At 64.8% G+C, this 12825-nt stretch carries 14 protein-coding genes; 8 read left to right on the top strand and 6 right to left on the bottom strand.

Going from position 1 to position 12825, the window contains the following annotated elements:
- Positions 1-51: 51 nt before the first annotated feature.
- Positions 52-174 carry a hypothetical protein gene (locus tag ONR75_RS16360; RefSeq protein ID WP_265078206.1) on the top strand — a complete coding sequence of 41 codons (123 nt, stop codon included), beginning with the start codon at positions 52-54 and terminating at the stop codon, positions 172-174.
- 10 nt (positions 175-184) lie between these two features.
- Here the strand turns inward: ONR75_RS16360 and ONR75_RS16355 are convergent, their stop codons facing one another.
- Positions 185-547 carry a hypothetical protein gene (locus tag ONR75_RS16355; protein WP_265078205.1) on the bottom strand — a complete coding sequence of 121 codons (363 nt, stop codon included), beginning with the start codon at positions 545-547 and terminating at the stop codon, positions 185-187.
- A 409-nt stretch (positions 548-956) separates the two neighbouring features.
- Between ONR75_RS16355 and ONR75_RS16350 the strand changes: the two genes are divergently transcribed.
- Positions 957-1829 carry a tripartite tricarboxylate transporter substrate binding protein gene (locus ONR75_RS16350; RefSeq protein WP_265078204.1) on the top strand — a complete coding sequence of 291 codons (873 nt, stop codon included), beginning with the start codon at positions 957-959 and terminating at the stop codon, positions 1827-1829.
- 104 nt (positions 1830-1933) lie between these two features.
- Here the strand turns inward: ONR75_RS16350 and ONR75_RS16345 are convergent, their stop codons facing one another.
- Complete coding sequence (locus tag ONR75_RS16345) at positions 1934-4129, bottom strand: methyl-accepting chemotaxis protein (RefSeq protein WP_265078203.1); 2196 nt, start codon at positions 4127-4129, stop codon at positions 1934-1936.
- 476 nt (positions 4130-4605) lie between these two features.
- Between ONR75_RS16345 and ONR75_RS16340 the strand changes: the two genes are divergently transcribed.
- Complete coding sequence (locus ONR75_RS16340; RefSeq protein WP_265078202.1) at positions 4606-5580, top strand: GAF domain-containing protein; 975 nt, start codon at positions 4606-4608, stop codon at positions 5578-5580.
- A 165-nt stretch (positions 5581-5745) separates the two neighbouring features.
- On the opposite strand, the gene ONR75_RS16335 is transcribed toward ONR75_RS16340, so the two are convergent.
- A complete protein-coding gene (locus ONR75_RS16335) occupies positions 5746-6294 on the bottom strand; it encodes a cytochrome P460 family protein (protein ID WP_265083684.1) in 549 nt (182 codons plus the stop codon).
- Between the two features lie 338 nt (positions 6295-6632).
- Here ONR75_RS16335 and yghU point away from each other — a divergent pair, with 338 nt between their 5' ends.
- On the top strand, positions 6633-7505 hold the full coding sequence (yghU, locus tag ONR75_RS16330) for a glutathione-dependent disulfide-bond oxidoreductase (RefSeq protein WP_265078201.1): 873 nt from the start codon (positions 6633-6635) through the stop codon (positions 7503-7505).
- Between the two features lie 23 nt (positions 7506-7528).
- Here the strand turns inward: yghU and ONR75_RS16325 are convergent, their stop codons facing one another.
- Positions 7529-8635, bottom strand: coding sequence for a GGDEF domain-containing protein (locus ONR75_RS16325; protein WP_265078200.1), 1107 nt, complete (start codon positions 8633-8635; stop codon positions 7529-7531).
- A 253-nt stretch (positions 8636-8888) separates the two neighbouring features.
- Between ONR75_RS16325 and ONR75_RS16320 the strand changes: the two genes are divergently transcribed.
- Together ONR75_RS16320 and ONR75_RS16315 are read left to right on the top strand one after the other, a co-directional pair.
- Positions 8889-9431 (top strand): SRPBCC family protein, encoded by a 543-nt coding sequence (locus ONR75_RS16320; protein WP_265078199.1) that lies wholly within the window; start codon positions 8889-8891, stop codon positions 9429-9431.
- Entirely contained in the window at positions 9428-10369 is a 942-nt protein-coding gene (locus ONR75_RS16315; RefSeq protein WP_265083683.1) for a cytochrome D1 domain-containing protein, read from the top strand. The genes ONR75_RS16320 and ONR75_RS16315 overlap by 4 nt, the downstream gene beginning before the upstream one ends.
- On the opposite strand, the gene ONR75_RS16310 is transcribed toward ONR75_RS16315, so the two are convergent.
- Complete coding sequence (locus ONR75_RS16310) at positions 10366-10863, bottom strand: MOSC domain-containing protein (protein ID WP_265078198.1); 498 nt, start codon at positions 10861-10863, stop codon at positions 10366-10368. The two genes, ONR75_RS16315 and ONR75_RS16310, sit on opposite strands and share 4 nt — an antisense overlap.
- Positions 10864-10991: 128 nt before the next feature.
- Between ONR75_RS16310 and ONR75_RS16305 the strand changes: the two genes are divergently transcribed.
- Both ONR75_RS16305 and ONR75_RS16300 read left to right on the top strand, forming a co-directional pair.
- A complete protein-coding gene (locus ONR75_RS16305) occupies positions 10992-11462 on the top strand; it encodes an MEKHLA domain-containing protein (RefSeq protein ID WP_265078197.1) in 471 nt (156 codons plus the stop codon).
- Between the two features lie 71 nt (positions 11463-11533).
- Complete coding sequence (locus ONR75_RS16300; RefSeq protein ID WP_265078196.1) at positions 11534-12139, top strand: CPBP family intramembrane glutamic endopeptidase; 606 nt, start codon at positions 11534-11536, stop codon at positions 12137-12139.
- A gap of 9 nt (positions 12140-12148) precedes the next feature.
- Here ONR75_RS16300 and ONR75_RS16295 read toward each other — a convergent pair whose 3' ends face one another.
- Positions 12149-12739, bottom strand: a complete 591-nt coding sequence (locus ONR75_RS16295) for an NADPH-dependent FMN reductase (protein ID WP_265078195.1) — start codon at positions 12737-12739, stop codon at positions 12149-12151.
- Between the last annotated feature and the right edge of the window lie 86 nt (positions 12740-12825).

Raw genomic sequence — 12825 nt, 5'->3', positions numbered from 1 at the left:
GAAGCTGAGCAAAAATCCGATGCCGTCTGGACTGCGCCGCAGGACGAAGACTTGCGGCGGCAACTCCTGGCCGGCCGCAGCGTCAACGAGATCGCTCTGCGCTTGAAGCGCTCGCCGCTCGCGGTGCGGACCCGCATGACCATGCTCGGCATTCGCGAGCCGAAAGTGGATTAGAGGAAAATCGTCAGCCGCAGGTCCAGACCGGCCCGATCGGGGTCTGGGTCCAGCACGGACCGAAGCTGCCACCATTGTATCGGCCGCGGTAGAAGCCGGGCCGGCCGAAATAATAGTGTTCGCCGTCCGACCACCGGTAATAGCCCGGCGTCCGGTCGATGTACCAGTGGCGCCGATCGCGGCGCGCGTTGCGCAGCACCGAGGCCTCCTGCTTGAACAACGGCGCGGCGTTGTTCAGCGGCTGACGATAGCCCGGAAGGAAGCCATAGCCCTTCCAGACCTTCGCCGGCCGCTTGTGGGCGGGCGCGGCCGATGCGGCGACGGACGACAGCGACAGGGAAATGGCAATGAACAGACACATGATGCGCGACATGAATCGACCCTAGCCGGTCGGCTGGCGTGCGGCCAGTCACATCCGGGCGAGCACCGGGCGCGCTGCCCCCGCGCGATGCGCCCTGCTCCGGTTAGCGCCAAATTCCACCCCACGGCAGCGGCCCGGCGACTATTCGCCTCCTTCCCCGCCGGCTGGCATCCGCGCTAGCCTGCGCGCGGGAATCGCACCTCCGGCCGCAGTGGCTGACGGTGCGCCAAAGGCAGTTCATACAATAACGAGTGCATCTCTCGAGGCTGGCGCTGCGGTGTCCCCGCCACCGCGACGAGGCACCGCCACCGAGGAAACGATCGCATGACATCCCTGCCCCGCGCGCTTGGCGCACTCGCCGTCCTCCTCGCCTGCGCCGGCAGCGCGCAGGCGCAGAGCTGGCCGAACCGGCCGATCTCGCATGGTGGTGCCGTATACGCCGGGCGGCTACACCGACCTGATGGCTCGCCTTGTGTCCGAGAAGATGGCGGTGGCGCTGGGCCAGCCCATCGTGATCGAGAACAAACCCGGCGCCAACGCGGTGATCGGCACTGATTCCGTCGCCAAGGCGGCACCCGACGGCTACACCATCGGCACAGTGATCGCGGCCCACGCGGTGAATGCGACGCTCAATCCGAAGCTGCCCTACGACACGATGAAGGATCTCACTTACGTCTCGCTGATGTCGGTGGCGCCGCTGATCCTGATCGCGCATCCCTCATTGCCGGCGAACAACATGAAAGAGCTGATCGCGCTGGCGAAGAGCAAGCCGGGCCAGCTCAACTTCGCGTCGTCGGGCATCGGCTCGGCGGCGCACCTGACCATGGAAATGCTGAAGAGCCGCGAAGCCATCAACCTGCAGCATATTCCCTACAAGGGCACGTCCGGCGCACTGCAGGACACGGTCGGCGGCCAGATCAACGTCATGTTCGACGTGATCGGCCCGCTGATGTCCCAGGTGCGGGCCGGCAATGCCAAGGCCATCGCGGTGACCGCCAAGGAGCGCATTCCCGCGGCGGCCGACGTACCGACCATGGCCGAGCAAGGCGTGACGGATTTCGTCTCCGGCACCTGGGCCGGCATCGTCGCGCCCGCGGGCACGCCGAAGGAGATCGTCGACCGCATCTCGCTCGAGGCCAAGAAGGCTCTGGCCGATCCCGACCTGCGCAAGAAGCTCGACGACCAGGGCATCGTCGCCGTCGGCAGTTCCCCGGAGGAGTATCGCACCTTCGTCGGCGACGAGATCGTGCGCTGGCGCAAGGTGATCACCGACGCCAACATCAAGATCGAGTAGCGCGACCGCCGGTATCGGCGCAGCCCCGCGGTGAACCGCGGGGCTGCCTGAGTGACGACGGCGCCGGACCATGGTCCGACGCCTTGCGCATGTTGGGGACGCCCTCAGGCCGCCCGTACCGAGTTGAGGAACCGGCTCACTTCCGTCTTCAACCGGTTGCTTTCGCCGGACAGGGACTGTGCCGCCGACAGCACCTGCGAGGACGCCGAGCCGGTCTCGCCGGCGCCACGTTGCACGTCGCCGATATTGGCGCTGACCTGCATCGTGCCCTGTGCGGCCTGCTGGACATTGCGGGAGATTTCCTGCGTCGCCGCGCCCTGCTCCTCCACCGCCGAGGCGATGGTCGACGAGATTTCCGACATCCGGCCGATCGTGTCGCTGATCTCCTTGATCGCCACCACCGACGAATCGGTCGCAGCCTGAATTCCGGCGATCTGCAGTCCGATCTCGCCGGTCGCCTTGGCCGTCTGCTCGGCCAGCGCCTTGACCTCCGACGCCACCACGGCAAAGCCGCGGCCGGCTTCGCCCGCGCGCGCCGCCTCGATGGTGGCGTTCAGCGCCAGCAGATTGGTCTGGCCTGCGATGGTGTTGATCAGTTCGACTACGTCACCGATGCGTGCCGCGGCCCTGGACAATTCACCGACACGGTTATTGGTCTCCCGCGCCTGCGCCACCGCCTCATGGGCCATCTTGGCGGAATCCTGCACCTGCCGGCTGATCTCGTTCACCGAAGACGCCATCTCCTCGGTGGCCGACGCGACCGACTGCACATTGGTCGATGCCTCCTCGGATGCCGCGGCCACCACGATCGCCTGTTCCTGCGATCGCACAGCAGTCGCCGTCAACGTCGTCGCCGACGCTTCCAGTTCGGTGGACGCCGACGCCACGGTCTCGACGATCTCGCCGACCGAGGCTTCGAACTGGCCAGCCAGCTCGTTCATTATCCGCCGACGCTCTGAATCCGCGTGGGCCTGAGCCTCGGCCCGCTGCGCGATACTGCGCTTCAGGTCGTCCTGCATGGTGCGCAGAGCGCTGGCAAGCACGCCGACTTCGTCTTCCTGCTGGATCTCGAGGGTCTGGTTGAATTCACCCTTGGCAATTCCATTGGCAAATTCCGCGCAACGCCGTGTCGGCCGCGCGATGCTGCGCGCAAACATCGAGATGAAGAATACCGCGGCGGCAACGATCAGCAGGCCGAGCCCAAGCTGCCACAACAGGCTGGATCGCGCCTGATCGTTCACCTCCACATCGAGGCTGCGGGCGGATGCCAGCACCACATCGCGCGGCACCGAAATAAGCACCGACCACGGCGTCTCGGTCAGGCCGATCTTGATCGGCGAATAGACGTCCACGTTGGCCTGGTTCGGTTCATCCAATACCGTACCGACGCCACGACGGACCACGGCCAGGCTTTCGCTCCAGCGCGGATTGGCCTCTGCGGCGGCCTTGCCGATGACTCCGGGGTTGGCGCTGTTCGCAACGATCAGGCCGCTGTCATTGAGGATGGCAACCTGCCCCTTGCCGCCGAACAGCGAGGCATTGATCTTTACCGCCAGCTTCTGCACGAACTCCAAATTGTAGTCCGCGCCGGCAACCCCGCGCACGCGTCCATCGACCACGATCGGTACCGACATGGTGGCGAGGAACACCGACTGGCCCTGCACAATGTAAGGCAGCGGACCAAGTACATTCTCTTTTCCGGTGGCGAGCGGATTGATGTACCACGCACCCTTCATCAGGCCGTTGGGATGCAAGGCGCTGCTGTCGTACTCGACCAGCGGCTGAATGGCGATCGAACCGCTGGCGCTTCGCGTCCAGTACGGCAAGAACCGGCCGGTAGTGTCGGAGCCAACCTGCTTCTGTCCCTTGAACGACATATCCTTGCCGTCCAGCGCGTCCGGCTCCCAGGCGGAATAGGTTCCGTTGAACATTGGATTCAACTGCAGCACGTTGCGCAGCACTGCATTGAGCTGCGCGCGGCGGGCTTCAATGGGAGTCCCATTGTTTTTATCGTCGGCCAGCACCGCGAAGGCTTGCGCCATCGCGCGCGCACTGTCGAAAGCCCTATCCAGTTCGCCGCGGATGGACTGCGCCTCACCGAAAGCCCGGTTCAGGAGACTCTCCTTGGTCTGGGTATCCACCAACCGCGTAACCGCCTCGGTAACATACTGGTGGGTCGACCGTGCAGAGTAGATACTGAAACCGATCAGCATGATGCCGGTCAGCGCCAGGCAAAGCCCCGCGATCAGGGCAATCTTCAACTGCACCGACTTGATCGCGGCGAACGAAAATAGACGCATCGAAATATCTCCTAGGTTGTCCGGCGATCCGGAAATTCATTTCGCCTACAAAATCCCTGAGCGCCCCTCAACGGAACGCCTTATGCTGACCGGGCAACAGGCTCGCCGAAGCAAACTTACCCGATCCGGCAACTCCCTTCACGATCGTCGCAACGACGAATCCGGTGACGATGATTGCAGGGCGATGTTGGGCGCGAAGCCTTCGATGATTGCTAACGCCATTGGTTGACGCGCGTGCAGTGTCGCACGGCTGCTACACTTCAAACGACAATCGTCCATGCCGCGTCGTTGGATACCAACTGCGTCGCCTGCGCGTCGTCGGAACCATGTCGCGCACCGAGCGATCCCGTAGAAATACGGGATTCACTAACAGTTCCGGTTTCGTTTAAGTTTTGCGTCGAATCAATCAGCGGGCCTATCAACAGAATGGCGACAGCAGGAAGCGTGAACCGCCGCACTCCATTGAGACGAGTTCAATGACATTCCGTTCTTCGGTCGATCGTCATGCGGCTCACATTCGGGCAGCAATAGAGTCCAAAGGAGAAGCCCACTCTTCGCTGGTGGCTTCGTGGAAACGCTCGTTGAGCTACCACAAGCTCGATCCCGGCGATTCCAGATCGCCGCTGCGCATGGCCGACTTCGAAATAGCGCGCGTGCAACAGGCCCTCGAACTGCTGATCCGCGTCGCACAACCCGTTCTGGATCGAATATCCAACGCAGTTGCCGATGCCGGAGCGTGCATTGTGCTTTCAGACTCTCAAGGCTTCATCGTTGACCGACGCGGCAAGCCTCCTGACGACGAATTCTTCAAGGCCGTCGGGCTCTGGCCCGGATCGATATGGACCGAGGGCAGCGAAGGTACAAACGGGATCGGGACCTGCATCATCGAGCAGCGCCCCGTGACGATCCTGAGGGATCAGCATTATCTGTCGCGCAACTCCTCGATGAGTTGCACCACCGCGCCGATCTTCGACCACGTGGGAAAACTGGTTGCGACCATCGATGCATCGTCCCATCGCTTGGGTCTCAAGGATCCTCTCATCGCCCTCCTTGGCGTTCTCGTCGCCGATGCGGCCAGACAGATCGAAGCCGAGCTGTTCAGGCTCGCGTTTCCGCGCTGCCGCATCATTGTCGCACCTGTGTTGCGTGCCAACGCATTGCTCGCGGTGAATTCGGACGATCTGCTGGCCGGCGCGACGCGCGCGGCCCGCGTGGCGCTCAAGATCACGCAGGCCACCCTCGACAGCCCGAAGCCGGTTGCGCTGCTGATCGATGCCGGCGGCGACGCCGGGCTGGACCTCGGGGCTGCGGAGCTCGGCGTGCTGCATCGCGCGCTGGCAAAAGCCGACGGCAATGTCTCATCCGCCGCCAGGGCACTCGGAATTAGCCGCGCCACACTTCACCGCAAGCTGAAACGAAACGCTCGCGCCACCGACACGCCGCCCGCTTGAATCCGGTTCCATGGGGCGCCACATGCCGGCGGCGTCGCCGGCAAATGCTCGTCGGATGCCGCTTGAGTTGCCAAACAGACCGCGGCGCTGCGGAAAGCGAACTAGCAAACACAACTCGCGGATACGCGAAGCGGAGCCACAGGGCCGAAGGCGATCGCGCCCCTCTTATCGCTTCGGGTAGGCTGTAAAGACGTAGTCCTTTGCCGACACCAGCGTATGGCAGGCGGTGCCGCAATCGCTGCCGCTGCCTTCGGGGGCGAATGCGTCGGAGGCGGCGTCGTAGTTGAACTGCGCATAGCCCCAACCGCCTTCGGGAAATCGCTTGCTGTCGCGAACCATGAAATCCACATCGTGCAGCGCGCCCGGCACCGTGGTCGGTGCCGGCGCCTCGGCGCTCTTTGTCAGCTTCCAGTGGATCTTGGCGATTTTTGCGCCGTCGGGAAACGGCTTGCCGTTGCCGGGAACGCCGCTGCGATATGCCTCGATCGTCGCGGGATTGGCCAGTATCGCGGCGAACGCTTCCTCGCTCTGGCTGACGGCGACCAGTTGCCAGTCCTCGTAGCCCCTGAACTCTGCGAAGGCGAGGCCGCCCGGCACCTGTACCGCGTACTTGTCCGGTGCCGACATCGCCTTGCCGCCCAGCGCCATCAGCCCTGCCGCCACCAGCGCGACGAACGCGCTGCCCGTCAGGCGGACTATCGACGTGTGTACCATCATCAGCCTCCGTGCCTGGGGGCCGCGCGCCTGCCCGGTCCCGGGTGAGCCTCAACCGCCCGCACATCGCAGGCGGAGCAAACGACACAAATCTACAAGGCAGCGGCAGAGCGTCAACCGTAGGCTCGCGCCGGTGACGGCGATATCTCGCGTCGGGGGCAAGCGACATCCGGGCGAGGCGACCATGAAAAAGCGCGCCGCGTCGAACGCCCTCGCGATCACGCCCGCGTCATCGGCCCCTTGCACCATCTGGCAACCTCCGCCCGTATCGCCTAAGTGTGACGAGCGCCCGGCCTTCCGGGTCCCCGCCCAACCCGACTGCTCCCGGAGCCAGCCCGATGACCGACGCCCCCTATACGCCGCCCCACGTCTGGACCTGGAACAAGGAAAACGGCGGCAAGTTCGCCAGCACCAACCGTCCCATCGCCGGGCCGACCCATGAGAAGGAATTGCCCGTCGGCAAGCATCCGCTGCAACTTTATTCTCTGGCGACCCCCAACGGCCAGAAGATCACCATCATGCTGGAAGAGCTGCTGGCGCTCGGCCACAAGGGCGCGGAATACGACGCCTGGCTGATCAGGATCGACGGCAACCAGTTCGGTTCGGGCTTTGTTGCGGTCAATCCGAACTCCAAGATCCCGGCACTGATGGACCGCAGCGGTCCGAAGCCGATCCGGGTGTTCGAATCCGGCGCCATCCTGCTGCATCTGGCGGAAAAATTCGGCGCGTTGATCCCGGCCACGCCGGAAGGCCGCGCCGAATGCCTGTCTTGGCTGTTTTGGCAGATGGGCAGCGCCCCTTATCTCGGCGGCGGCTTCGGCCACTTCTACGCCTATGCGCCGACCAAGATCGAATATGCCATCGACCGCTTTGCCATGGAAACCAAACGGCAGATGGACGTCCTCGACCGCCGCCTCGCCGAGAGCGAGTATCTCGCGGGGCCCGATTACACCATCGCCGACATCGCGGTATTCCCTTGGTATGGCGGGCTGGCGCAGGGTCTGATCTATGGCGACGCCGGCACCTTCCTCGATGTGCAGAGCTACAAGAACCTGCAGCGCTGGACCGCTTCTATCGCTGCAAGGTCGGGAGTGAAGCGCGGCCGCATGGTCAACCGCGTCTCCGGCGATCCCGCCAGCCAGCTGCATGAGCGCCACGACGCCAGCGACTTCGATACCCGGACGCAGGACAAGCTAGTGCCGCAGGCGTAAGGGCGGCACCTTCGATCGCGAGGCTACCCTGCCCGCGCCAGCGGATCGATCCCGTGCTCGCCCGCGAAGGAGGCCCGGTTGCGGCCGGCGCTCTTTGCCGCATAGAGCGCCTTGTCCGCGGCCGTGGTGAGCGCGACCGTATCGTCGCCCTGCGGCCCGATGGCAATACCAATGCTGGCGCCAACGGACACGTCATGGCCGTCGAGCGCGAAGGGTTCGGACAGCATCCGGATGATGCGGCGGGCGAGCAGCATGGCCTCTTCGTGATTTCCGACCGCCGACTGCACCACCACGAATTCGTCGCCGCCCATGCGGACGGCGAAATCGCCCTCGCGCAGGATGCCGGTGATCCGTTCGGCCACGGCCCGCAACAGGGCATCGCCCATGTCATGGCCGTAGCGGTCGTTCACTTCCTTGAAGCGGTCAAGGTCGACGCTGTGGACGGCTATCAGGTCGCCCTTGGCGCGCGCATGCATGGCGGCGACGGCAAGCCGTTCGTGAAAGCCGAGCCGGTTGGACAGTCCAGTCAGCACGTCCTGCCGGGCCAGGATGGCAAATTCGTGCTTCAGCGAGATCTGCCCGACATTCTGCCGGTAGATGAAGCTGACTGTCTCGAAGCTTCCCAGCAGAAAGGCGACAAGAATGAACCCGTAGAAATGGAAATTGCTGTCGAGCCGCGAGATCGCCGCCGCAGCCGTCGGCAATGCGACCAGCATGAGCGCCGGCAGAGCGATCGCGGGACGAACCGAGATCCGGCAGACGATGCCGGCGGCATATCCGAACACAAGCGCGGTGGTCAGCAACTGGTGTGCAGGATTCGGCCCAAGGAACGATATCGCGCCGAGCAGGCCGATGACCCCGGCGAAACTGAAGCTGCTCCACGTATATAGCTGCTCCCAGCGAAGCGCCTCGGCGAGGCTCAGGGCGCAGCGTCGCTTCCGACGATGGTAGGCGACCTCGCTGAAAAGACGAAAGACGGTCAGGCCTGCGCCGGTCGCACTCAGCGCATACAGCACGCCACTATTGGCAGAGTGAGCTGCCATATGGAGCGAGATTCCGACCAGCAGGCATCCGGAAATCGCCAGGGGCACGCGCGTCTGGAACAGCATGTCGATGAGCTCGACACGCACGTAATCCGGGACACCGGCAAAGTTTATTTTCCAGAACTTTAACACTGCACCCTCTGTGTCCCCTCAGGTAGCCTGAAAGCCTGAAAATCCCGCGGGAACAATTGTTCACATTTTACGGATCGCCCATTGCGACCGTAACGCCCCTTCAGCCTCAGCGACGCGAATTCCGGATGACGTGGTTCACAAATCATCTAGGATCGCCCGGTCGCGCCGGGTTGCGCGACCCAAAAAAGAGAACGGTGAGGATCGCAAAATGAGGATAACGACAGGAAGGCTGACGGCTGCGCTGACGGTGCTGGCTTTTGTGGGAACCGCCTCGGCGCACGGTCCGACCCGTCAGAAAGTGCGGGAATCCATCGAGATCAATGCGCCGCCCGCCAAGGTGTGGGCCGTGATCGGAAATTTCCAGGACATGAGCTGGCTGCCGCCGGTGAGCAAGACCGAAGGCGAGAAAGGCAACGAGATCGGCGCCACCCGGCGGCTGACACTCACGCCGGGCGCAACCGTCGATGAGGAACTCTACAAGTTCGACGCCGACAAGCTGACCTATTCCTACCGGATCAACGCCGTCGACGTGAAGGTGCTGCCGGTGACCAACTATTCGTCGACCCTGACGGTGACGCCCGGCGCCGACGGCAAGGGCAGCGTGGTCGAATGGGGCGGCGCGTTCTATCGCGGTTATCCCAACAACGAACCGCCGCCGGAACTGAGCGACGAAGCCGCCATCAAGGCGGTGAGCGGGCTCTATCGCATGGGCCTCGAGGCGCTCAAGAAAAAGGTCGAGAGCGGAAGCTGAGGGTGCGGGTCGCTGCCCTCGTCGCCGCTCTGCTCGCGGGCTTCGGCGGCGCGCAGGCCGAGGAAGCCTTCGTCACCAACCAGCTCAGCGACGACCTCACGGTGGTCGACCTCGCGACCTCCCGGCCGCTGGCCACCATTGCCATCGGCGGCAAGCCGGCCGGCGTCGCCGTCAGCGTCGACGGCCGCTTCGCCTATGTGACAAGTCCTGACAGCAAGGCATTGACGGTGATCGACGCCGCCGCCCGGCAGGTGATCGGTCGCGTCACAGTCGGCGGCGGCCCGCTCGGGGTGGCCGCCGCTGCGGATGGCAGTGTGGTCTATGTCGCCGACTGGTACGCCGCCGCCATTCGCGTCGTCGATCCACGCGCGCAACGCATCGTCGCCAGCATTGCGGTCGGTGCGTCGCCGTCCGGACTCGCGCTGACGCCGGATGGACGCCTGCTGCTGTCGGCCGACCGCGACGACGACAGCGTGTCGATCATCGATACTGCGACGCGGGAACGACGCACCGTCATCAAGGTCGGCACGCGCCCGTTCGGCGTCACGGTCGATGCGGACGGCCGGCGCGCCTACACCGCCAATGTCGGTTCCAACGACGTGTCGGTGATCGATATTGCCGCACAGCGCGAGATCGGCCGCGTCCGCGTCGGCCTGCGGCCCTATGCGGTTGCCCTGGCCCAGGGCCGCGGCTTTGTCACCGACCAGTATGACGGCACGGTGAGCGTATTCGATCTTGCCTCGCTCGCGCCCGTCAAGCGCATCACCGTGGGCGACTATCCGGAGGGAATAGCCGCAACCGCCGACGCGCAGCGCATCGTGGTGGCCAACTGGGAGAGCAACACGCTCAGCATCATCGATGCCGTGAAACTGGTCGTGGTCGATGAAATCAAGGTCGGAAATGGCCCGCGCGCATTCGGCGCGTTCCTGCGCCGCTAGGGAATTCGCTCGACTGTATCGCCGACCCTGATCTCGCCGCCTGCGATCACCCGCGCGGTGATGCCGCCATGGCCGCGCACGGCGTTGTAGCCGCCGGGGCCGAGCGCCTGCTCCATGCGGCTGCACGGCGCGCAATCACCGGAGGCTTCCAGCACGACGTCGCCGATGCGGAAGCGCCGATCCTTCAGCGCCGTCAGGTTGATCCCGGAAGTGACCATGTTCCGGCGCAGCAGTTCGGGCGCAATGGCGTCGCGACCGAGAAACGCGCCGATCGCCGCCATATCCTCGGCGGCGACCAGCGTCACCTGCCGCGGCCCGTCATGCCGGGTGGCGTAGTGGTCGCCGGCGATGCCCTGGCCGGCCACCAACGTTGCCGACTCCGGCGTCAGCACCGCACCACGTCGCACCGTGCGCAGGCCTATCCAGCCGAGCCGACCCGGCCGCATCGGCGCGGCCAGCAGTTTTCCGAGAGGACTGTCGGGTGCGAATGCCATGACCGACCCTAGCACGGTCGCGCGCCGTACGCCGACCTGCGCCTCAGGCTACACAGCCCCGACCTGCCGGGGGTGTTGGCGAGCGATCGGGAGCGCTAAGTCTTCCAGATCATCGCCACGAGGACTTCATGACCATCGCTACCGTTTCGCCGCCTGCCGCAGCTCTCGATCCCGACTTTGTAACCCTGCTGACCTCGAGCTACGCGCGGGCGGTCGGCACGCCACTTGTCGCCCCCGGACAGGACGCGGCGTGGCTCTACAACGACGCGCCGTTCGCGCTGCTGGCGCACAACACCGACGCCGATCCGCGTTTCGTCTATGCCAACCGCACGGCGCAGGCCTGCTTCGAATATCCGTGGCACGACTTCATCACGCTGCCGTCGCGCCTGTCCGCCGAAGCGCCCAACCGCGAGGAGCGACAACGCCTGCTCGACGCCGTCGCGCGCAACGGCTTCATCTCCGACTATCGCGGCCTGCGCATCGCAAAGTCCGGCCGGCGTTTCTGGATCGAGGGTGGCACGGTGTGGGAACTGATCGATGCCGCCGGCCAACGCCAAGGCCAGGCCGCGATCTTCACGTCCTGGACCGATGCGGTGTGACGTGGAGCGCTGCCCGGGCAGCAGTCGATGCGCGCCCTAGAAGCGCCGCATGAATTCCGTTATACAGTTCTATGACATTTTCACGACACGGACGCTCGATTGCCGCGCTGACCGCCTTTGCGGTGCTGCTGCTCGCGCCCGGTCTCGCCATCCATTTCGGCCTGCTGCCGTTCGCCTACCGGACCTACGCCTTGCTGGCGGTGTCCGTGCTGTGCATCGCGCTGTGCCTGCTGTCGGGATTTTCGCTGGCCGAGCTCGGCCTCAGCCGCCCCTCATTCCGCGAACACTGGGTCGGCTGCCTGGTGCTGACGCTGGGGCTTGCCGCGGTGATGCTGCTGCAGACCCATCTGTTCAGCTTCGACGCCGAGCCGCCGGTCTGGCTCAGCTTCGCGCCGTTCTACGTGCTGGTCTCCAGCCCGTGCCAGGAAGTGGTGTGCCGGTCGATTCCCAAGCTGATGACCGACCGGCTGCAGACCCGCGGCTGGGTCTATGTGCTGTATTCGTCGGCGGTGTTCTCGCTGATCCATATCGCCTATGGCGACCCGGCTTTGCTGCTCAACACCTTCGCGGTCGGCATCGTCTGGGGCATCGCTTATCTGCGCATGCTCAACATCTGGCCCCTGATCCTGTCGCACGCCGCCATCGGCACGCTGGCCTTCGCGCTCGGACTGGCCTGAGCCGTCCTCTCAATACGGCGGTGCCCTCTTCTCCCGCTGCGCCTTCGCCGCCTCGATCCACCAGCGGAGGTCGTCGGCAAAGCGCGGGAAGCTGCGCGCCAGCGCCTTGCCGGCATCACCGGTCGGCTCGGCCTGCGCCGACAGCGTCTGCGCGATCGGTCCCACCGACAGCGTCGACGAAATCACCACCATGCCCATTTCCGACAGCGTGCCGTGCCATGCGGTCGCTGCGCGCACGCCGGACAGCCGGCCGGCCGAATAGCTTGCGATGGCGGCGGGGCGCCAGAACCATTCTTCGAGAAAATGATCGGTGAGGTTCTTCAGGCCGGGCTGGATGCCCCAGTTGTATTCGCCGGTGATGAAGACAAATCCGTCGGCGCTGCGGATCTGCCCGGCAAGCTGCTCCAGCGCAGCGGGCGCCTCTCCCTTGGGATATTCCTTGTACATGCGATCGAGCATCGGCAGTCCGACCGCTTTGGCGTCGATCAGCACGGCATCGTCGCCGCGTGCGCGCAAGCCGGCGACCACGAAATCCGCAAGCCGAATGCCCATGCGGTCGGAGCGATAGGAGCCGTAAAATACCAGAATGCGGTTGGCCATGGATCGTCTCGCGAATTGCGTGAGCTGAAGTATGCCACGTCGCGCCGCTTCCGACGAGGCGACTGATGGCCGCCGCCGGCGTGGTT

Origin of the sequence: Rhodopseudomonas sp. P2A-2r, from assembly GCF_026015985.1 — a bacterium.
Taxonomy (GTDB): Bacteria; Pseudomonadota; Alphaproteobacteria; order Rhizobiales; family Xanthobacteraceae; genus Tardiphaga.
The sequence above is the reverse complement of the archived record's forward strand: the minus strand, read 5'-3'. Positions and strand labels throughout refer to the sequence as shown.

Excerpts from the sequence above, each read along its gene's own strand:
- ONR75_RS16340 (WP_265078202.1), top strand. The coding sequence starts at position 4,606 with ATGACATTCCGTTCTTCGGTCGATCGTCATGCGGCTCACATTCGGGCA.
- ONR75_RS16335 (WP_265083684.1), bottom strand. The coding sequence starts at position 6,294 with ATGGTACACACGTCGATAGTCCGCCTGACGGGCAGCGCGTTCGTCGCG.
- yghU (WP_265078201.1), top strand. The coding sequence starts at position 6,633 with ATGACCGACGCCCCCTATACGCCGCCCCACGTCTGGACCTGGAACAAG.
- ONR75_RS16300 (WP_265078196.1), top strand. The coding sequence starts at position 11,534 with ATGACATTTTCACGACACGGACGCTCGATTGCCGCGCTGACCGCCTTT.
- ONR75_RS16350 (WP_265078204.1), top strand. The coding sequence starts at position 957 with ATGGTGGTGCCGTATACGCCGGGCGGCTACACCGACCTGATGGCTCGC.
- ONR75_RS16320 (WP_265078199.1), top strand. The coding sequence starts at position 8,889 with ATGAGGATAACGACAGGAAGGCTGACGGCTGCGCTGACGGTGCTGGCT.
- ONR75_RS16345 (WP_265078203.1), bottom strand. The coding sequence starts at position 4,129 with ATGCGTCTATTTTCGTTCGCCGCGATCAAGTCGGTGCAGTTGAAGATT.
- ONR75_RS16295 (WP_265078195.1), bottom strand. The coding sequence starts at position 12,739 with ATGGCCAACCGCATTCTGGTATTTTACGGCTCCTATCGCTCCGACCGC.
- ONR75_RS16310 (WP_265078198.1), bottom strand. The coding sequence starts at position 10,863 with ATGGCATTCGCACCCGACAGTCCTCTCGGAAAACTGCTGGCCGCGCCG.
- ONR75_RS16355 (WP_265078205.1), bottom strand. The coding sequence starts at position 547 with ATGTCGCGCATCATGTGTCTGTTCATTGCCATTTCCCTGTCGCTGTCG.
- ONR75_RS16305 (WP_265078197.1), top strand. The coding sequence starts at position 10,992 with ATGACCATCGCTACCGTTTCGCCGCCTGCCGCAGCTCTCGATCCCGAC.